The following is an 18601-nucleotide window of genomic DNA, read 5'->3' as shown; positions in this document are numbered from 1 at the left end:
CCGGCTGCGGTGGACCGGCCTATCCGGTCAGTCCGGCCCTGTGGCAGGCCGTTCTGAGCCGGGGCACGCAGATCTGCTGGACCGTGTACACGCCGCCCTTCACGAGGGTGTCCTTGATGGTGCCGGCGGTCACCGACAGGGGGGTGAGCAGGACGGCCGGAGCCACGTTCCCGCTGCGGGTGCGCACCGTGCCGGTGGCGATGCGCTGGAGGTTCTCGCCGCGGGCCGCGGCCACGGCCATGGCGGCGCCCGCGGACGCCTCGGCGTCATTGGGCTTCCAGACGGTCATGTACTGTTCGCCGCCGACGATGCGGCGCACGGCTCCGAGGTCGGCGTCCTGGCCGGTGACGGGGGGTTGAGGGGAGATCTTGTTCGCTCTGAGGGCGGAGATGATGCCGGAGGCAAGGGCGTCGTTGGCGGAGTAGACGCCGTCGATGTTGCGGGCGCCGAGGGCGGCGATGGCGCCGGACATGTTCATGTTGGCGATGTCCGACCGCCACATGGGCGTGTCGTACATCTTGCCGATCCTGACCTTGCCCCTGAGCACCGACAGGGCGCCTTCCTCGAACAGAAGGGTGTTGGGGTCGGTGGGATCGCCGTTGATCATGACGATCTGACCGCCGACCGCCCGGTGGGCCATGGCCTTCAGCAGCGCCCGCGCCTGGAGCCTGCCGACTTCCCGACCGTCGAAGGACACATAGCCCGAGATCGGGCCCTCGTCGAGCCGGTCGTACGAGATGACGGGTACGCCCGCCTCGTGCGCCTTCCTGACCGCCGCACTGAGCGCTTTGGCGTCCACGGCCACGAGCACCAGTGCATCGACCCCTTTGGTGATCATGGAATCCACCTGTCGCTGCTGGGCGGCCACATCGCCGTTGGCATTCGCGTGCTCGACCGTGCAGTCGCGGCACAGCTGCTTGATGTTCTCCTCCAGCAGAGGCCTGTCCTTGGCCTCCCAGCGGGACGTGATGGCATCCGGCAGCAGCAGACCGATCCTCGGGCCGCTTCCGGCGTGGACACCGGTCCCGCCCGCCTGTCCACAGGCCGCAAGAGTCACGGCCATCGACACGACGACCACGGCCATGACAGCGTCCCGTATGCAGGTCTTCATGTGACAGACCTCCCTGGGCCTCACCACTGCGGCGAGGTCCGAGCAGGGTCAGCAGGTCGGGGCGGCCGTGGGCCGACTCGCCCCGTCGGGATGGCCGGACAGGCGGGCGGACCTGGCGAGGAGGAGCGTGCGCGTCTCTCATGCCCCTTCGGCCACCCGCTCAGGGGCACAGCATGGCCTGCGTGCGCGGCGCCTGTGCACGACGAGTCCGCCCCGCGAGCACCGGCGCCTCCCCCAGTGCGCATGGCGATGCCCGGCCTCCTCACCCGGCCACGCCACAAGACGGCCACGTCGCCAGTCTGGCATCGGCTGCGGTGACCTGCGAGCGCAGTGGATCCGTGAGGTACGAGGCGTCGAACCCGAGCCGTGGCATCTCGGCGCGGCGGGCGCGGACACAGGCGCTGAGGCCCGGGACTTCGGACGCCCGCCCTCACAGGCGCCCCACTCTCCGTCGGCGGTCGCTCCGGCTTCGTCGGCAGCATCCGGGCGATGGCCTGCTTCAGCTGGGGCACGGCGCGTTTGCCCGCCAGGGCGATGGCGATCGTCGCGGCGACGCCAGTCCAGCCGAGCGGGCCAGCGGGATGCAGCCGAAGGGGCGGCCGACGCCGAGGGTCTGGACGAGGGCGACGAGTGCCGCGGCGGATCCGAGGGCCGTGGCGCGGACCAGCGGGCTGTCGCAGCGGTCAGCCAGGATCTGGGCGAGCTGGGTGCCCACCACGCCACACAGGGCCAGGGCACCGGCGCGGCGGGCGCTGCCCGGGGTGAAGCGGCCCCCAGCCAGGCCGCGACCGGTCCCAGGCAGGTGGTCAGGGCGCGGTGGCGGATCTGCCGGAGAGGGGCGCACCGAGGACGCGTGGTCGTTCAGGAGACTCGGGCACCGGCAAGTCGCACTTGCTGATCGCGCTGGGCACAGAGGCCGCGATGCCGGCCTCTGTGTCAAGTACGCCCTGGTAACGACGGTGGTCAACGAGCTGGTCGAAGCCGCCGACTAGAACCAGCCTGGATACGTCGCTGCGGCATGGGGGTCTCGTTCGCAGTACCCAGTTTCGTATGGGCGACGGGCAGTACCTTCGGCGCACAGTCGACGGTGTCGCCGTCGTCGGTGAAGCTCGCTCGCGACGGAGTGCCGTGGTTCCTGACTGTCCTGGTGGTAACCGGCGTTCTGAAGCTCTTCGGGGCACTGGTCGGCTTCGGCCTGACGCGATCAGGGGGTCGCGGATCAGCCGGCTCAGGGTGTTCTGCGGCGCCGGCGCGGCCACCCTGCTCACTTGGCACGGTGGCCTCTTCGTCGTCCACGGTGTGCTGGTCAAGGCTGGGGCCGTCTCTCTTGAGCCGGATCTGGCTGGGCTGACTGGTTGGTACCTCTGCCTCTGGGGGCCGTGGTTCATCGGGGGTGGTCTGGCCTTCGCCGGGGCCACCGCGCTGTACGTGTACCAATGCGATGATTGGCGCAAGCTGCGGCTCCATGGAGTTGTGGGCGCGCTCGGTGCCCTGGTCCTGACTGTGGCCGCGACGGCTACCGGCATCGGTTGACAGCTCTCACGTGACTGCTGGTCAGGGGTGAGATGATCTCGCGGTGGCTGGTGTGATCACAGCGTCGGAGCCGTCCTGGACAGCCCCATTCGCAGACCGGCTGCTGCTCGTCGCGGCTCAGAGGGCCTGGCAGTAGGTGGTTCGTGGCGGACCTGCCGGTGATCGTGTGTTGTGTGCGAGCGGCGGGCACGTCGGCAAATTCGGTTACTGAAGGTGGCGGAAAGCGCAAGTCCAGTGCGGCTTGCGCTTTCCGTTGCGTCAACTCCTACGGTCGCTCGTGTGGCCGGACAGACCGGCCCGGCGAGGAAAGGTACGGCCATGGCCTGGTCGATTGCGGATGTGGCACGGATGTCCGGGGTGACGACCCGTACCCTGCGGCACTACGACGAGATCGGCTTGCTTGATCCCGCGTACGTCGGCAGCAACGGCCACCGCTACTACGAGCAGGCTGAACTGCTGCGGCTGCAGCAGATCCTGCTGATGCGGCAACTGGGCCTGGGGCTGGGGGAGATCGCGGCGGTTCTGGAACGCCGGCTTGACCCGGTGGCCGCGCTGCGCGAGCACCAGCGCAGGCTGCTGGCCGAGCGGGACCGCCTCGACGTGCTCGCCCGCACGGTCGCCCGCACCATCGCCGAACTGGAGGAGGACAAGGAGCCCGACATGGGAAAGATCAGCAGGCCGGAGAAGCTGTTCATTGGCTTCGACACCGCACGCCACGAGGCGGCCGCCCGCGAGCAGTGGCCCGGCCAGGCGCAGCAGTCGGCGCAGTTCGCCGCCACGCTCACCGAGGCGGAGATGGAGCGGCTGCAGCGTGAGGCGACCGCGGCGATGGTCCGTATGGCCGAGTTCATGCAGGCCGCCACGCCGGTTACCGACCCCGCGGTCCAGGCCGAGGTCGACGCCCATTACCAGGGCATCTGCCGGATGTGGACCCCGGACGCGGCCGCGTTCAAGGCCCTGGGGCAGACTTACGTCGACGACGCGCAGTGGCGCGCGGCCTACGGCCAGGTCGCTGCCGGCCTGGCCGAATACCAGCGGGACGCCATGGTCGCGTACGCCGAAGCCCGGCTGAATTGACCGGTCACCGGTTGCTGGGGGCTGCAGACCCCGGCAACCGGGCGTTTCCGCCCCGCTCCCATCTCCTGGCGGTGCGTCCCCTACGGTGAGGGACCGCCCCGCCCCTGGAGTACCTACCCTCTGTGATCCCCGCCCACTGGCCCCGCCACCACTGCCGTGAGGTCAGCGGCGTGTCTCCTTGATGGTTCGACCAGTTGGTCGGATGCGTCCGTCCGGTTAGTGATCACTGATGCGATGTGGGCGCCGATCGGGCCGTTGATGCCAGCCGATCCGCCACGTGGCCGGCGGCGGGCGGACCACCGCCGCACGTGGGAAGTTATTGCTTGGAAGTACCGCACATGCTCGCCGTGGCGGGATCTGCCCGATGTGCCTGGCTCGTTCAAGACTGCTCATGAACGGCTGCTGCGGTGGGCCGAGGACGGAACCTGGCAGCATCTTCGCCGCCCTCCTGACTGCGGCGGACGCCGAGGACGACCTCGACTGGCCCGTCTCGGTGGACTCCACCATCTGCCGGGCCCGCCGGCACTCCGACGGAGCCCGCAAAAAGGGGGGGGCACCAGAACGGGACGAGCCCGAAGACCACGCTCTGGGCCGCTCTCGCGGCGGGTTGAGTACGAAGGTCCACCCGGTCTGCGACGTCCGGGCCCGTCCGCTGGCTGCGGTGGGCACGGCGGCCGGTGCGGCATGACCATACAAACCGACAAACGCGCCGTTGCATATCAGGCCGCAATCCAACTTGCCGCCATCCTCAGCTGGGCGAACAGCTCACCGCATGGACGATCTCAGGAAGGACTGTCGGCCTCGACGTTGACCACCATCCTTCGGAGCACCTTGAGCGCGGCCACGTACTCCTCATCGCTGATGCCCTTGTGAACCACCGCCCGGAGCTCGGTCACCAGCTCACGCAGCCGCGCTCTGGCAGCCTCCCCAAGATCCGTGAGGTGAAGATGCTGATCGGCGTCGATCCGGAGCCAGCCACGATGGAGCAGCTGGTCGACAACCCGAGCGATCTCGTACTCCCCATCGGCAAGGGGTGTCAGCTGTACGACGACCTCCTCGCGGGTGGGCGCTGTCGTTCCGCCGTTCACACGGTTCAATACCCAGTACTGGGGCTGCGTGACGTCGATCTTGGCCATCGCGTCACGCAGATGCCGGGTCACGGCTGTGTGTGCCAACCCGCTCCAATAGCCGATGGGCTGAGTAACCAGCATGTCGTCGGTTGCCGCCGGGTCTGCCGGCGCCTGGTCCGTGGTGATGCCAATGAGCTGTTCCATGAGCGCGACGCTACAACCCATGTGAGCGCCGTTGAGGTGCCGCATCAACTGTCCAAAGCCATGCAACGGCCGTCCCTTGAGAACCGACGAAGTCGCCATCGCCAAGGTCAGTTGTTTGTTCCGGTCACCCTCTTCGGCCACCCGCTCAGCGGACCGTGCGTCGAGGAACACGCGGCAGTGTGTTGACAGTTCCGGGACCTCGGTGCGGCTTGGTGCTGGTCACGATCCGATCGCTGCGGTGTTTCGGATCACTCCTCAGCTGATCCGCCAGGGACGGAGCTTCTCGGGGTTTCGCACCGCCCAGATATGCCTGATCCGGTCGCCCGCGATCTCGAACGCGAACACGGTCGCGATGTTGCCGTCCTGCTGTGCCACCAAGCCGGGCAGGCCGTTGACCGTGCACTCCAGGAACGTCGTGCGGTCGCCCGCCACACGCGCGATCTCGGCGTAGGCACGTGCAATCTGCTCACCGCCCACGATCGGGTGCAGGTGGGTGACGGCCAGCCCGCCGCCGTCGGCGGTCGCGGTGGCGTCGGGGTCGAGCAGGCTGATCAGGGCGTCGATGTCCTTGGCCTCCCACGCCGTCTTGAACTGCCTGACGATGCCGGCCTGCCCGGCACTCGGGCCGGCCGGGGTGTGCGCAGTGCGGATGCGACGGCGGGCCGACGAGGCCAGTTGGCGGCACGCCGCCGGAGTGCGACCGACGATCTCGGCGACCTCGCCGAAGGGGTAGCGGAAGACGTCGTGCAGGACGAACGCGACGCGCTCGGCCGGGGTCATCGAATCGAGGACGACCAGGAAGGCCATCGTGAGGTGGGTCGCGGCCTTGGCGTCGTGCGGTTGGGCGGAGAGGTGCGTTCTGCAGGAGTCGTGGTGCCGTCACTAGGGCCGTGCGCTGGCGCTGGAGACCTATGAAGCCTTCGGTGGTCTCCAGCGTGCCGTGGCCCGCACCGCCGACGACATCCACACGCTGCCCGGGTCGTTCAGACGGCGCGCGTGTCGCGGCTCATCGCTCCCGCGGGGCGCCGTCCCAGACCACCGACTGGGCGGAGGCGCCCTCGGGGGACTGAAGGACCGTGCGCACCACGTCGTGGTGGAAGCGCCGGATGTGGGACTCGACCAGGTCGCCGGCGCGCTCGGTGTCCCCGGCGGCGATGGCGTCGTGGATGGCGTGGTGTTCCGCCTGCAGGCGGTCCCGTTCGTCCTCCCAGTCCTCCAGCCGGTGGAAGGCCGTCAAAAGGGTGTGCCGTACTGCGTTGCGTACCGCGACGGTCAGATCGGTGACCAGGCGGTTGCCCCCGGCCTCGGCGATGGCGACGTGGAAGCGGGTGTCGTGGTCGTTGAACTCCTCGCGGGAGACGTCGGGGGCGTCCATGTGCGCCAGGCATGCTGCCATCCGTGCCAGGTCCGCCTCGGTGGCCTGGTCGGCGGCGAGGCGGGCACTCGACCGCTCCAGCGCGGCGCGGGCCTCCACGACATCCTTGACGGGGAAGTTCGCCAGCGCGATGTGCAGCCGCAGCAGCTGGGTGAGGCCCGCGCTGGGCATGGCGGCGATGACGCTGCCGGAGTCGGGGCCGGTGCCCACCCGGGCTCGCAGCACTCCCTGGGCCTCAAGCACCCGCAACGCCTCGCGGATCGCGGCGCGGCTTACCCCGAGCAGCTCGACGAGCTCCCGCTCTGGGGGCAGCCGGTCCCCGACGCGCAGTTTGCCGGCCAGGATCTGCTCCTCGATCCGTGCGAGGACCAGTTCGTAGGTGCGCGAGCGCGGCACGGGTTCCCAGATCGTCGGCTCAGCCATGAAAGCCCTTCTCGTCGAGGTGGGGCGCGAGGCGGTGTCCGCCCGCCCGGACACAATGGTAGTCGATACGGCCATTACTTGGTCGGACCAAATGAGAATTCTGCGTCGTACCTCTGGACGGGCAAAGCCCGAGTGCCTAATTTTGAACTGTCCAGGCAATGGTCTGACCAAGCTCTGCTGTGCAAGCTCTGCTGTGAGGTCTTCTATGTACCAGCCGCACCTCTCGCCCATCGCAGGCAGCCTCGCATTGTCCGCTCTTGTGGCCGCTCTGCCCCTGCTCACCTTGTTCGTCCTGCTCGGCGGCGTGCGGTTGCGCGCCCACTGGGCTGGGCTCGCCTCCGTCGCCGTTGCGGTCGTCGTCGCGATCGCGGGCTATCACATGCCCGCCCGGCTCGCGCTGCTCTCCGCCGGCGAGGGCGCCGGGTTCGGCCTCTTCCCGATCGTGTGGATCCTGGTGACCGCCGTCTGGCTGTACCAGCTGACCGTCGTCACCGGGCGCTTCGAGGATCTGCGCCAGGCGTTTCACCTCATCAGCGACGACCCCCGGGTCCAAGCGGTGATCATCGCCTTCTGCTTCGGCGGCCTACTGGAGGCACTCGCCGGGTTCGGCGCCCCGGTGGCGATCACCGGCGTGATGCTCATGGCCCTCGGCTTCTCGCCCTTCCGCGCCGCGCTCACCGTCCTGGTGGCCAACACCGCGCCCGTCGCCTTCGGCGCCATCGGTATCCCGATCATCACCGCCGGCGGTCTGACGAAGATCCCCTACACCGAGATCGGCGCGTACGTGGGGAGGCAGACACCGCTGCTCGCACTCTTCGTGCCGCTGCTGCTGGTCGCACTGGTCGACGGCCGGCGCGGCGTCCGCCAGACCTGGCCGGTGGCCCTGGTGTGCGGGGCGGTCTTCGCACTGGCCCAGTTCACCAGCTCCAACTTCCTCTCGGTCGAGCTCACCGACATCATCGCCTCGCTCGCCGCCCTGGCTGCCGTCGTCGTCTTCCTGCGCCTGTGGCAGCCGCGTGGCGGCGAGCAGGCCCGCACCGAACTGAGCGCCGCCCCCGACCAACAGGCTCCCGGCGGTCCCGCAGGCTCCGCGCCGGCTCCCGGCCCCGCCGCCGCGGTGGGCACCCGAATCCGGCCGGCGGCGTCCGGCGCCACGCAGGCACCGCGGGAGGTGATCGCCGGCCCCCGCCTGTTCATGGCGTTCCTGCCCTATCTCGTGGTGATCGCGGTCTTCTCGGTCGCCAACCTGGTCAAGCCGGTGCAGCGGGCGCTGGCCGCAACGACCGCCGACATCCCCTGGCCCGGTCTCGACGGACAGGTCCTCACCGTTGCCGGCAAGGTCAGCGCGACCACCGTCTACCACCTTCCGTGGCTGTCCTCCCCGGGCACCCTGCTGCTGCTGTCCGGCCTGCTGGTCACCGCCGCCTACCGCATCCCCCCGGCCGCGGCCGCCCGCGAGTTCGGCGCCACCCTCGTCAAACTGCGCTGGGCCGTGCTCACCATCGCCGCGGTGCTTGCCCTCGCCTACGTGATGAACCTCTCCGGCCAGACCATCACCATCGGATCCTGGATCGCCGGCACCGGCACCGCCTTCGCGTTCCTCTCTCCGGTGCTCGGCTGGCTGGGCACCGCCGTCACTGGGTCGGACACCTCCGCCAACGCGCTCTTTGCCACACTGCAGCAGACCGCCGCAGCCAAGGCCGGCCTGTCGCCCACGCTGCTGGTCGCCGCCAACACCTCCGGGGGCGTCCTCGGCAAGATGATCAGCCCGCAGAACCTCACCATCGCGGCCACCGCCGTGGGCCTGGCAGGCCGCGAGTCGGACCTGCTGCGCGGGGCAATCAGGTGGAGCCTGGGCCTGCTGCTGGTCCTGTGCGCGCTGGTCTACCTGCAGTCCGGCGTCCTGGCGGGGATGCTTCCGTGAACTTCCGTACCGGAGCGACCATGCGCACCGCGTTGTTCGTCACCTGCTTCAACGACACCCTCTTCCCCGACACCGGCCGGGCGATGGTCGGGCTGCTGGAACGGCTGGGCTGCACCGTCGACTTCCCGCTCGGGCAGACCTGCTGCGGCCAGATGCACTTCAACACCGGCTACCAGCGCGAGTGTGTGCCGCTGGTCCGCCGCTTCACGGAGGTCTTCGACGGCTACGACGCCGTTGTGACCCCCTCCGGCTCGTGCGCCGCCATGGTCCGCGAGTACCACGGGCGGGTGGCCGAGGTGGCCGGCGACACCCGGCTGGCGGCTGCGGTGCGCCGCACCCCGCCGGTGTACGAGCTCTCCGAGTTCCTGGTTGACGTTCTCGGCGTGGTGGACGTCGGGGCGTACTTCCCGCACCGGGTCACCTACCATCCCACCTGCCACGCGCTGCGCATGCTCAAGGCGGCCCGCCAACCCATGGCGCTGCTGCGGGCCGTACGCGGCATCGACCTGGTGGAACTGCCCTCGGCCACGGAGTGCTGCGGCTTCGGCGGCACCTTCGCGCTGAAGAACGCCGACACCTCGGTGGCCATGTGCGCGGACAAGGTCCGGCACGTTCTCGGCACCAGGGCCGAGGTGCTGTGCGCCACGGACAACTCCTGCCTGATGCACATCGGCGGCGCCCTGACCCGGTTGCGCACCGGTGTGCGCACCCTCCACCTCGCCGAGATCCTGGCGTCCACCGAGGATGAGCCGGCGTCCGCGCCCCGTACCGCGGAAGGGGTGGCCCACCGGTGAACGGCACGACGTTCCTCGGCATGCCGGTGTTCCCCCGGGCGGCGCGGGACGCCCTCGGTGACGCGCAACTGCGCCGCAACCTCGCCGAGGCGACCCGCACCATCCGCGACAAGCGCGCCGAGGCAGTCGGCGAGCTGCCTGACTGGGAGGAGCTGCGTGAGGCCGGGCGGGCGCTCAAGGAGCACACCCTGCGCCACCTGGATCGCTACCTACTGCAGTTCGAGGAGCGAGTCACCGCCGCGGGCGGCCGGGTGCACTGGGCCCGCGACGCGGCCGAGGCCAACCGCATCGTGACGGACCTGGTACGGCGGACCGGCCGCAGCGAGGTGGTCAAGGTCAAGTCGATGGCGACCCAGGAGACCGGCCTCAACACCGCGCTGGAGCAGGCCGGCATCCGGGCGTACGAGACGGACCTGGCCGAACTGATCGTGCAGCTCGGCCAGGACCGGCCCTCGCACATCCTGGTGCCCGCAATCCACCGCAACCGCGCGGAGATCCGGGAGATTTTCCGCCGCGAGATGGGCACGGGCGCAGCCGGCGACGACCTGGGCGATGCCGGCGTTCTCGGAGACGACCCGCACGAGCTCGCGGAGGCGGCCCGCCGGCACCTGCGGGAGAAGTTCATGCGCGCCGAGGTGGGCATCTGCGGCGCCAACTTCCTGGTCGCCGAGACCGGGACGGTCGTCGTGGCCGAGTCGGAGGGCAACGGGCGCATGTGCGTGAGTCTCCCGCAGACTCTGATCTGCCTGGCCGGCATCGAGAAGGTCGTGCCGCGCTGGCAGGACCTCGAGGTCTTCCTGCAACTGCTGCCCCGCTCCTCCACGGGCGAGCGGATGAACCCCTACACCTCGACCTGGACCGGGACGGCCGACCACGACGGGCCCCGCGAGTTCCACGTCGTCCTCCTCGACGGCGGGCGCACCGCAACCCTGGCCGACCCGATCGGCCGGCAGGCCCTCAACTGCATCCGCTGCTCGGCCTGCCTCAACGTCTGTCCGGTCTATGAGCGGGTGGGCGGCCACGCCTACGGTTCTGTCTACCCCGGCCCGATCGGCGCGATCCTCGGCCCCCAACTGCGCGGCACCGCCTCCGCGGTGGACCGCTCGCTGCCCTACGCCTCGACGCTGTGCGGCGCCTGCTACGAGGTGTGCCCGGTCAAGATCAACATCCCCGAGGTCCTGGTCCACCTGCGCGCCCGGGTGGTGGACAACAACCGTCGGCGCCCGCTTCCGGGACCGGAACGGCTGGCGATGGCGGCGGCGCGCTGGACGTTGTCGTCCCCACGCCGGCTGGCGTGGACGCAGCGCCTTGCGGCCGCCGCGGCCCGGCTGGTGCTCCGTCACGGGCGGATCCGCCGGCTGCCCGGTCCCCTCGCGGGATGGACCGACGCACGCGACCTGCCGGCTCCCGCCCCGGAGAGCTTCCGTACCTGGTGGAGGAGGACGCACCCATGACGGCTTCATCCCCTTCGGCCGCCCGCGCGGAAGTACTGGCCCGCATCCGGCGCGCGGTGGGCGACTCGTCCGCAGTCGAGCAGCCGTACGCTCGCGTGCCGCGCAGCTACCGCAACGCGGGCGGCGGGGGACGCCCGGGGGAGGCGGGGTCGCCGCAGACGGTCGCGCTCTTCCTGGAACGCATCGCCGACTACGGCGCGTCGGCACGCCTGGTCGACGCAGACGCGGCGCCCTCCGCGATCGCCGAGGCGCTCGCCGGGCGGAGCGCCGGCACGGTGGTGGTCCCCAACGGGTTCCCCGAGCCGTGGCGCGCCGGCCTGGCCGGGGTTCTGGTGCTCGGTGACGACCCACCCGCGGGCCCGGCCGCGCTGGACGCCGTCGACGGCGCGGTCACCACCGCGGCAACCGCCGTGGCGGCCACCGGCACGTTCGTCCTCGACGGCGGCCCGGGGCAGGGACGCCGGGCGCTGACCCTGGTGCCCGACTATCACCTGTGCGTGATCCCGGCCGACCGGATCGTGCGCTCGGTGCCCCAGGCCCTGGCCCGCCTCGATCCGGTCCGGCCGCTGACCTTCGTCTCCGGTCCGTCGGCCACCAGCGACATCGAGCTGAAGCGGGTGGAAGGCGTGCACGGCCCACGCACCTTGGAGGTCCTGGTCGTTGTCGAGCCGCCGCCGCCACCACCGCTGCCCGGAGACCACCGGCCCATCGACGACCCCGCGGAGCCGTGATGTCCATGCGTCATCCAGTGCGTCACCTCCTACCAGTCGCGGCCCGGCCCGAGCCGACCTCACGAGCCGAGCCGACCTCAGGAGCCGAGCCGACCGCCCGGCCGGACCGGCCCTCGCCCGGACGTCGGCACAGGTCTCGTCGCGATCCGCCCTCGCACAGCGTGGCGGTGTGCGCCATGCGCGCCGAGCGCCGCGCGGCCGCGCTGGCCCGGTCGTTCACCGACGCCCAGCTCAGCCGGTGGTATGTAGGGGAGGAGGTGGCCGACGCCGCCCGCATCGTGGTCTCCGAGCTGGTCACCAACGCCGTGTTGCACAGCGGCGCGACCGGGGTGAGCCTGCGGCTGGACTGCACCGCAGAGAAGATCGTGATCCGTGTCCAGGACGACGGGACCTGGCGGGAGCGGGCCACCGCTTGCCAGGATGACCCGGCCGGGCAACTCGCCGAGAACGGTCGCGGCCTGCACCTGGTGCACGCGCACGCCACCGACTACGGCGTGCACCACGCCCCGATGGGCACCTGCGCTTGGGCATGCCTACCCCGGCCACGGAGCGAGCGGTGACCCCGGGGGAGCCCGACAGACCCCCGTCGACCCCGGCGCGGCGTACCGGGCACGCCTGCTGCTGCGGATGAACCCCGTATACGTGTCGGCCGTGATCGGGGCCGCGTACGGCCTGCACGGACACCGCTGACCGTGACGCGCTGGGAGTCGGGCGAGGAGGCACCGACCGAGGAGGAACTGACCGCGCTGGCGTACTGGTGGGGGCAAGCACGCGGCGGCGATCGCCGGCAGGCGGTGAAGGCGGGGAACCGCTCACGGTCCGGTCGCTGGAACCCGAGCTGTATGCGGGCACCGGCATGACTCCGCTGAACCTCACCTGACCTGCGGCCTGGCGAGTCTGTCGCCAGGCCGGCTACGTGACCGCAGCCGCCCGCGGCGCCTGACCGCACGGCCCGATCGGGCGTTGGATGCCCCGTGCCGATACTGAGTGCCACGCAGACCGTGGGGGGTTGGGGTGCGATGGCCCGTGTGAACGTGAAGCGCCAGAGGTGTTGAGGGCCGGAGCCCGCGGGCGTGACGGTCGAGGCCTCCGGCTGCCCCCGAGGGGAGCGGTCGCTCGATTCCGGCACGCGCGGATCCTTGACCGTCACGCGGAGCTCCACGATGCTGTGTTGCGACACATGAGATGTGTGCCGTAATGAGCAACGAATCGACTCAGATCTCGCACCAGCCGAGGAGTGGTCATGACTCACCAGGTCCGCGCTGTCGTTGCGCGGGGCAAGGGTGCCCCCGTCAGCCTGGAAACGATCGTCGTGCCCGACCCGGGACCGGGCGAAGCACTGGTCAAGATCGAGGCCTGCGGGGTCTGCCACACTGATCTGCACTACCGCGAGGGTGGCATCAGCGACGACTTCCCCTTCCTGCTGGGCCATGAGGCGGCGGGTGTCGTGGAGTCGGTCGGCGAGGGGGTCACGGAAGTGGCGCCCGGTGACTTCGTGATCCTCAACTGGCGTGCGGTGTGTGGTCGGTGCCGGGCATGTCTGCGGGGCCGGCCCTGGTACTGCTTCAACACCCACAACGCGAAGCAGAAGATGACCCTCGCCGACGGCACCGAGCTGTCCCCGGCGCTCGGAATCGGCGCGTTCGCCGAGAAGACGCTGGTGGCGGCCGGGCAGTGCACCAAGGTGGACCGGGCGGCGTCGGCTGCCGCTGCCGGGCTGCTGGGGTGCGGGGTGATGGCCGGCATCGGCGCCGCCATCAACACCGGCAGCGTCGGGCGCGGCGACACCGTCGCGGTCATCGGCTGCGGTGGAGTCGGTGACGCGGCCATCGCCGGGGCGCGGCTCGCGGGCGCGGCGAAGATCATCGCGGTGGACATCGACGACCGCAAGCTGACCACCGCCAGGAAGCTGGGCGCGACCCACACGGTCAACTCCAGGGAGACCGATCCGGTCGAGGCGGTCCGCGAGCTGACCGGCGGCTTCGGCGCGGACGTGGTGATCGAGGCAGTGGGCCGGCCGGAGACGTACCGGCAGGCCTTCTACGCCCGCGATCTGGCCGGGACGGTCGTGCTGGTCGGGGTGCCCACCCCGGAGATGAAACTGGAGCTGCCCCTGCTCGACGTCTTCGGCCGCGGCGGGTCGCTGAAGTCCTCCTGGTACGGCGACTGCCTGCCCTCACGTGACTTCCCCATGCTGATCGACCTCCATCTACAGGGTCGCCTGGACCTGGACGCCTTCGTCACCGAGACCATCGCACTCGACGACGTCGAGAAGGCCTTCGAGCGCATGCACCACGGTGACGTCCTGCGCTCGGTGGTGGTCTTCTGATGGCTGGTGCGCGCGTCGAAGGCCTCGTCACCTCCGGGCAGTTCACGTTCGACGGCGGCACCTGGGACGTCGACAACAACGTGTGGATCGTCGGGGACGACAGCGAGGCGGTTGTCGTCGACGCCGCCCATGACGTCGACGCCATCGTCCGGGCCCTCGGCGGACGCGTCCTGCGCGCGATCCTGTGCACCCACGCCCACAACGACCACATCGATGCCGCACCGGATCTGGCCGCCCGCACCGGCGCCCCGATTCTGCTGCACGCGGGCGATCTGCCGCTGTGGAAGCAGACCCACCCCGACCGGATGCCGGAGGGTGAACTGACCGACGGGCAGGCCGTCACGGTCGCGGGCACCCGGCTGACCGTGCTGCACACTCCGGGCCACGCCCCCGGGGCCGTCTGTCTGTACGCGCCGGACCTCACCGCGCTCTTCAGCGGCGACACGCTCTTCGCGGGCGGTCCGGGGGCGACGGGAAGGTCGTACAGCGACTTCCCCACCATCATCGAATCGATCGGGGAACGCCTTCTCACGCTGCCGCACGACACCGTCGTGCACACGGGGCACGGGGAGACGACCACCATCGGTGCCGAGGCGCCACACCTCCAGGAGTGGATCGACCGCGGCTTCTGAGCGCCCGACGGCCTCGCCGTGGTGACGGTGTCCTGTGCGTCGCCGTCGGTGGCCAAGAAGTCGGCACCCCTGCTCGGCGCCTGTTCTCCCTGCTCATGCGTGTTGTCGGGGCGCTTCGGCATGCCCGGAAATCCGCCGTGGGTGCCGCTTCAACCCGGCCCCTGGACGCCTTGACAACGGTTCAGCGCGGCCCGCAGACTGGCGTTGCGCTAATCGCAATCCGTTTCGCTATACGCACCGAGGTGTCATGATGATTCCCGCGTGCCGACTCGCGGATCTGCCGCGAGGCGAGGCCCACCGGCTCGACATCGACCCGCCGGTCTCGGTGTTCCACACCGATGACGGCGAGCTCTTCGCCATCGACGACACCTGCACCCACCAGGACGCCTCGCTCGCCGACGGCTGGCTGGAGGGCTGCGAGGTGGAATGCCCGCTGCACGCCTCCAAGTTCGACCTGCGGACCGGCGCCGTCGACGCCCCGCCGGCCAAGCTCCCGGTCCGCACGCACGAGGTCGTCGTCGAGGGCGGCATGGTCTACGTTCGGCTGTCCACGGACGCTCCGAACCTGCCGCCCTGTGTCGCCTCCCGCCTGGCCGGAGGCCCCGCGTGAGGACCGTGGCCGTGGTGGGCGCCTCGCTGGCCGGTCTGTCGGCCGCGCGCTCGCTGCGGAAACGGGGCTACGACGGTCGGCTGGTCGTCATCGGCGACGAACCGCACCGCCCGTACGACAGGCCGCCGTTGTCCAAGGAGTTCCTGGCCGGTGCCATCGGCGAAGCGGATCTGTCACTGGAGCGGGACGACGAGGACCTGGTGGCGGAGTGGGTGCTCGGCACCCGCGCCACCGGACTCGACCGCACCGAGCGGGCGATCACGCTTGCCGACGGCCGGGAGATCCGGGCCGACGGCGTGGTCGTCGCGACGGGTGCCGCCGCGCGCGCGCTGCCCGGCACCGACGGCCTGGCCGGCGTGCATGTGCTGCGCACCCTGGACGACGCGCGGGCCCTGCGGGAGGAACTGGCCCGGGGCGGACGGCTGGTGGTGATCGGCGGCGGATTCATCGGCGCCGAGGTCGCCTCCACCGCGTACGCCCTTGGACTCGACGTCACGGTCGTCGAGGTGGCGCTGACACCCCTGGCGGGGCCGCTCGGCCGGACCATGGGCGGCATCGTCTCCGCCCTCCACGCCGACCACGGCGTACGGCTCCTGTGCGGTGTAGGCGTCAAGGGGTTGAGCGGGGAGCGCCGGGTCGATGCCGTACTGCTCGAGGACGGCCGCAGCGTTCCGGCCGACACGGTCGTCGTCGGTATCGGCGCGCGACCCTGCGTCGACTGGCTGGAGGGGTCCGGTGTCGCACTCGACAACGGCGTGAAGTGCGGCGCCGACGGCCGCACCAGCCTGGCGGCTGTCGTCGCCGTCGGGGACTGCGCCAACTGGTACGACCCGCACTCAGGCACACATCGCCGCGTCGAGCACTGGACCGGCGCCATGGAACGGCCCGACGCCGCCGTGGCCGCTCTGCTCGCCCACGGCGCGACGGAACCGGGCGTGCCCCGGCCGCCGTACTTCTGGTCCGACCAGTACGGCGTGAAGATCCAGTTCGTCGGCGACGCCACCGGTGCCGACAGCGTGAGGATCGAGGAGGGCACCGCCGATGACCGCAGCTTCCTGGCCGTCTACCGGCGCGCCGGCCGGCCGGTCGCCGTACTCGGGATGAACCAGCCCCGGCTGTTCACCCGCTGGCGCAAGCAGCTCAGCGTCGCCGCGCCCTGACAGCACCCACGCCCCGATACCCAACGCCGTCCGAAGTCGCTCTTCCCGGCGGGTGAATGACCGATCCACGACGTTTCCCGAGGAGTGCAGCGTGACCTCGACAAACCTGCCGGACAGCCTGATCGCCACCCTCCCCGGCTCCTCCTACACGGATCCGGGCGTCTTCGCCCAGGAGCAGGAGCGCATCTTCGAGACGATGTGGTTCTGCGTCGCCCGCGCCTCCGATCTGGCGAAGCCCGGCGCCTTCCGCACCGTCGACGTGGGCCGCGAGAGCATCCTCGTCACCCGTGCCCGGGACAACTCGATCCGCGCCTACTTCAACGTCTGCCGGCACCGCGGAGCCCAGCTCTGCACGGAGGAGACAGGCGAGGTCAAGCGCGCCTTCCAGTGCCCGTACCACGCCTGGACGTACGACCTCGACGGAAAGCTCGTCGCGGCGCCCAACCTCACCAAGATGCCCGACGTCGGCCGCACCGAGTACGGCCTTGTGGGCGTGGCCGTCCGTGAATGGCTCGGCTATGTCTGGGTCTGCCTGGCGGAGAACCCGCCCTCCTTCGAGGAGGACGTCATCGGCGAGGTGATCACCCGCCTCGGCGACGTGGAGTCGATCGAGCACTACGACATCGACAATCTCGCCGTGGGCAAGCGGATCGTCTACGACGTCAAGGCGAACTGGAAGCTCATCATCGAGAACTTCATGGAGTGCTACCACTGCGCCACGATCCACCCCGAACTCACCGAGGTGCTGCCCGAGTTCGCCGACGGCTACGCCGCCCAGTACTACGTGGGCCACGGCGCCGAGTTCGGCGAGGAGATCCAGGGCTTCACCGTCGACGGCTCCGAGGGGCTGGACCGCATCCCCGGGGTGTCCGGGGACCAGGACCGCCGCTACTACGCGATCACCATCAAGCCGCAGGTCTTCATCAACCTCGTGCCCGACCATGTGATCTTCCACCGTATGTACCCGGTGGCCGTCGACCGCACAATCGTCGAGTGCGACTGGCTCTATCTGCCCGGTGTGGTGGAGAGTGGCAAGGACGTCAGCCGGTCCGTGGAGCTCTTCGACCGGGTCAACCGCCAGGACTTCGACGCCTGCGAACGCACCCAGCCCGGCATGAGCTCACGGCTGTACGTCAAGGGCGGTGTGCTCGTGCCCAGCGAGCACCACATCGGGGCCTTCCACGACTGGGTTCAGGAGTGCCTCGGCACCCGACAGCCGGGGTGACCGGGCAGTGCGCCCGCGGTCCGCGCTCCGGAGCGCCCTGCGTCCGGAGCACGCGCGGACCGTTCAGCCGAGGTAGCCCATCCGGTGACTGATTTCCTCCGCGCCCTTGACGAGCACGGGGGCGAGTTCCTCCATGCGTTCCTCGGTGAACCGGTACGACGGCCCGGAGGCGCTGATCGCGGCGATCACCGTGCCGCCCTGGTCGCGCACCGGTGCGGCCATGGCGTGCAGACCGATCTCCAGTTCCTCCAGCGTCCTGGCGTAGCCCCGCTCCCGGGCCTCGGCGAGGTTCTTCTCGAGCTTCGCCTTGGCCGTCAGGGTGTGGGGGGTCACCTTCTTCAGGCCGGACTCCGACAGCAGCGCCGCGCGCTCCTTGGCCGGCAGGTGGGCGAGCAGGATCTTGCCGCTCGACGTGGCGTGCAACGGGGTCAGCTCGCCGACCCAGTTGTGCGCGGCGACGGCCGCCGGGCCGCGCACCTGGTAGAGGTTGATCGCGTAGTGCTCCTGCATGACGGCGATGTTGACCGTCTCGCCGATCTCCTCGGCGAGGCGCTCACAGACCGGGCGGCCCTGCTGGGTGATGTCGAGGCGTCCTGTGACGGCGCCGGCCAGGCGTACGATGCCGAAGCCGAGCCGGTACTTCCCGCGCTCGCCCGCCTGCTCCACCAGACCGCGCGCCTCCAGGGCGCCGAGCAGCCGGAACGCGGTGGACTTGTGAACATCGATCTCGGCGGCCACTTCACTGACGCCCGCCTCGCCGCGCTGGGCCAGGATCTCGAGGACGCTGATGGCCCGGTCGACGGACTGCACCCCGCCGGCCTGGGAACCGTTCGTTTCGGTATCCGGACTGAAGTTGCTCATAGCGAAACTATACGCGCAGTAAACAACTGTCTTGCAAGTAACTGTGACCCAACAAGGTGGCCGTGGGTTGCGTTGTTCGCAACCTAGT

General features: G+C 70.3%; 15 protein-coding genes and 4 pseudogenes. 13 read left to right on the top strand and 6 right to left on the bottom strand.

From position 1 onward, the window contains the following. Positions 1–19: 19 nt before the first annotated feature. Positions 20–1111, bottom strand: a complete 1092-nt coding sequence (locus tag AB0A61_RS20070; RefSeq protein ID WP_361293517.1) for a substrate-binding domain-containing protein — start codon at positions 1109–1111, stop codon at positions 20–22. A 482-nt stretch (positions 1112–1593) separates the two neighbouring features. Then, positions 1594–1962 (bottom strand): annotated as a pseudogene (locus tag AB0A61_RS20065) (hypothetical protein); the annotation flags it as partial. 13 nt (positions 1963–1975) lie between these two features. Here AB0A61_RS20065 and AB0A61_RS20060 point away from each other — a divergent pair. The 3 genes and pseudogenes from AB0A61_RS20060 to AB0A61_RS20050 form a co-directional block, all read left to right on the top strand. After that, positions 1976–2100: pseudogene (locus AB0A61_RS20060) on the top strand (ATP-binding protein); the annotation flags it as partial. Positions 2101–2962: 862 nt separating this feature from the next. Continuing rightward, positions 2963–3721 (top strand): MerR family transcriptional regulator, encoded by a 759-nt coding sequence (locus AB0A61_RS20055; protein ID WP_361293514.1) that lies wholly within the window; start codon positions 2963–2965, stop codon positions 3719–3721. Between the two features lie 234 nt (positions 3722–3955). Further along, positions 3956–4346: pseudogene (locus AB0A61_RS20050) on the top strand (IS5 family transposase); the annotation flags it as partial. A 157-nt stretch (positions 4347–4503) separates the two neighbouring features. Here AB0A61_RS20050 and AB0A61_RS20045 read toward each other — a convergent pair. The 3 genes and pseudogenes from AB0A61_RS20045 to AB0A61_RS20035 all read right to left on the bottom strand — a co-directional run bounded on the left by AB0A61_RS20045 (position 4504) and on the right by AB0A61_RS20035 (position 6793). Then, entirely contained in the window at positions 4504–4995 is a 492-nt protein-coding gene (locus AB0A61_RS20045; protein ID WP_361293812.1) for a MarR family transcriptional regulator, read from the bottom strand. Between the two features lie 255 nt (positions 4996–5250). After that, positions 5251–5808 (bottom strand): annotated as a pseudogene (locus tag AB0A61_RS20040) (sigma factor-like helix-turn-helix DNA-binding protein); the annotation flags it as partial. A 193-nt stretch (positions 5809–6001) separates the two neighbouring features. Beyond that, positions 6002–6793, bottom strand: a complete 792-nt coding sequence (locus tag AB0A61_RS20035) for a FadR/GntR family transcriptional regulator (protein ID WP_361293511.1) — start codon at positions 6791–6793, stop codon at positions 6002–6004. A gap of 205 nt (positions 6794–6998) precedes the next feature. On the opposite strand from AB0A61_RS20035, the gene AB0A61_RS20030 reads away from it, so the two are divergent. From AB0A61_RS20030 to AB0A61_RS19985, 10 genes are all read left to right on the top strand, one after another. After that, entirely contained in the window at positions 6999–8717 is a 1719-nt protein-coding gene (locus tag AB0A61_RS20030) for an L-lactate permease (RefSeq protein ID WP_361293508.1), read from the top strand. Between the two features lie 20 nt (positions 8718–8737). Next, complete coding sequence (locus AB0A61_RS20025) at positions 8738–9511, top strand: (Fe-S)-binding protein (RefSeq protein WP_361293809.1); 774 nt, start codon at positions 8738–8740, stop codon at positions 9509–9511. Further along, complete coding sequence (locus AB0A61_RS20020; protein ID WP_361293505.1) at positions 9508–10965, top strand: LutB/LldF family L-lactate oxidation iron-sulfur protein; 1458 nt, start codon at positions 9508–9510, stop codon at positions 10963–10965. Before AB0A61_RS20025 ends, AB0A61_RS20020 begins: the two co-directional genes overlap by 4 nt. After that, on the top strand, positions 10962–11696 hold the full coding sequence (locus tag AB0A61_RS20015) for an LUD domain-containing protein (protein ID WP_361293502.1): 735 nt from the start codon (positions 10962–10964) through the stop codon (positions 11694–11696). The genes AB0A61_RS20020 and AB0A61_RS20015 overlap by 4 nt, the downstream gene beginning before the upstream one ends. Positions 11697–11872: 176 nt before the next feature. Further along, on the top strand, positions 11873–12256 hold the full coding sequence (locus AB0A61_RS20010) for an ATP-binding protein (RefSeq protein WP_361293499.1): 384 nt from the start codon (positions 11873–11875) through the stop codon (positions 12254–12256). 683 nt (positions 12257–12939) lie between these two features. After that, positions 12940–14025 (top strand): S-(hydroxymethyl)mycothiol dehydrogenase, encoded by a 1086-nt coding sequence (locus tag AB0A61_RS20005; RefSeq protein ID WP_361293496.1) that lies wholly within the window; start codon positions 12940–12942, stop codon positions 14023–14025. Further along, on the top strand, positions 14025–14657 hold the full coding sequence (locus AB0A61_RS20000) for an MBL fold metallo-hydrolase (RefSeq protein ID WP_361293493.1): 633 nt from the start codon (positions 14025–14027) through the stop codon (positions 14655–14657). Before AB0A61_RS20005 ends, AB0A61_RS20000 begins: the two co-directional genes overlap by 1 nt. A gap of 247 nt (positions 14658–14904) precedes the next feature. Beyond that, positions 14905–15267 (top strand): bifunctional 3-phenylpropionate/cinnamic acid dioxygenase ferredoxin subunit, encoded by a 363-nt coding sequence (locus AB0A61_RS19995; RefSeq protein ID WP_361293490.1) that lies wholly within the window; start codon positions 14905–14907, stop codon positions 15265–15267. Beyond that, positions 15264–16427, top strand: a complete 1164-nt coding sequence (locus tag AB0A61_RS19990; RefSeq protein WP_361293487.1) for an FAD-dependent oxidoreductase — start codon at positions 15264–15266, stop codon at positions 16425–16427. The genes AB0A61_RS19995 and AB0A61_RS19990 overlap by 4 nt, the downstream gene beginning before the upstream one ends. Positions 16428–16518: 91 nt before the next feature. After that, on the top strand, positions 16519–17652 hold the full coding sequence (locus AB0A61_RS19985) for an aromatic ring-hydroxylating dioxygenase subunit alpha (protein WP_361293484.1): 1134 nt from the start codon (positions 16519–16521) through the stop codon (positions 17650–17652). A gap of 63 nt (positions 17653–17715) precedes the next feature. Here AB0A61_RS19985 and AB0A61_RS19980 read toward each other — a convergent pair whose 3' ends face one another. Beyond that, positions 17716–18513, bottom strand: coding sequence for an IclR family transcriptional regulator (locus AB0A61_RS19980; protein WP_361293481.1), 798 nt, complete (start codon positions 18511–18513; stop codon positions 17716–17718). Between the last annotated feature and the right edge of the window lie 88 nt (positions 18514–18601).

Origin of the sequence: Streptomyces sp. NPDC046197 (genome assembly GCF_040646295.1) — a bacterium.
Lineage (GTDB): Bacteria > Actinomycetota > Actinomycetes > Streptomycetales > Streptomycetaceae > Streptomyces.
The sequence above is the reverse complement of the archived record's forward strand: the minus strand, read 5'-3'. Positions and strand labels throughout refer to the sequence as shown.

Bases quoted from the DNA above. Each gene is read 5' to 3' on its own strand.
- AB0A61_RS20035 (WP_361293511.1), bottom strand. From the start codon at position 6,793: ATGGCTGAGCCGACGATCTGGGAACCCGTGCCGCGCTCGCGCACCTAC.
- AB0A61_RS20010 (WP_361293499.1), top strand. From the start codon at position 11,873: ATGCGCGCCGAGCGCCGCGCGGCCGCGCTGGCCCGGTCGTTCACCGAC.
- AB0A61_RS20045 (WP_361293812.1), bottom strand. From the start codon at position 4,995: ATGGAACAGCTCATTGGCATCACCACGGACCAGGCGCCGGCAGACCCG.
- AB0A61_RS20000 (WP_361293493.1), top strand. From the start codon at position 14,025: ATGGCTGGTGCGCGCGTCGAAGGCCTCGTCACCTCCGGGCAGTTCACG.
- AB0A61_RS19980 (WP_361293481.1), bottom strand. From the start codon at position 18,513: ATGAGCAACTTCAGTCCGGATACCGAAACGAACGGTTCCCAGGCCGGC.
- AB0A61_RS20030 (WP_361293508.1), top strand. From the start codon at position 6,999: ATGTACCAGCCGCACCTCTCGCCCATCGCAGGCAGCCTCGCATTGTCC.
- AB0A61_RS20055 (WP_361293514.1), top strand. From the start codon at position 2,963: ATGGCCTGGTCGATTGCGGATGTGGCACGGATGTCCGGGGTGACGACC.
- AB0A61_RS20025 (WP_361293809.1), top strand. From the start codon at position 8,738: ATGCGCACCGCGTTGTTCGTCACCTGCTTCAACGACACCCTCTTCCCC.
- AB0A61_RS19995 (WP_361293490.1), top strand. From the start codon at position 14,905: ATGATGATTCCCGCGTGCCGACTCGCGGATCTGCCGCGAGGCGAGGCC.
- AB0A61_RS20005 (WP_361293496.1), top strand. From the start codon at position 12,940: ATGACTCACCAGGTCCGCGCTGTCGTTGCGCGGGGCAAGGGTGCCCCC.
- AB0A61_RS20015 (WP_361293502.1), top strand. From the start codon at position 10,962: ATGACGGCTTCATCCCCTTCGGCCGCCCGCGCGGAAGTACTGGCCCGC.
- AB0A61_RS20070 (WP_361293517.1), bottom strand. From the start codon at position 1,111: ATGAAGACCTGCATACGGGACGCTGTCATGGCCGTGGTCGTCGTGTCG.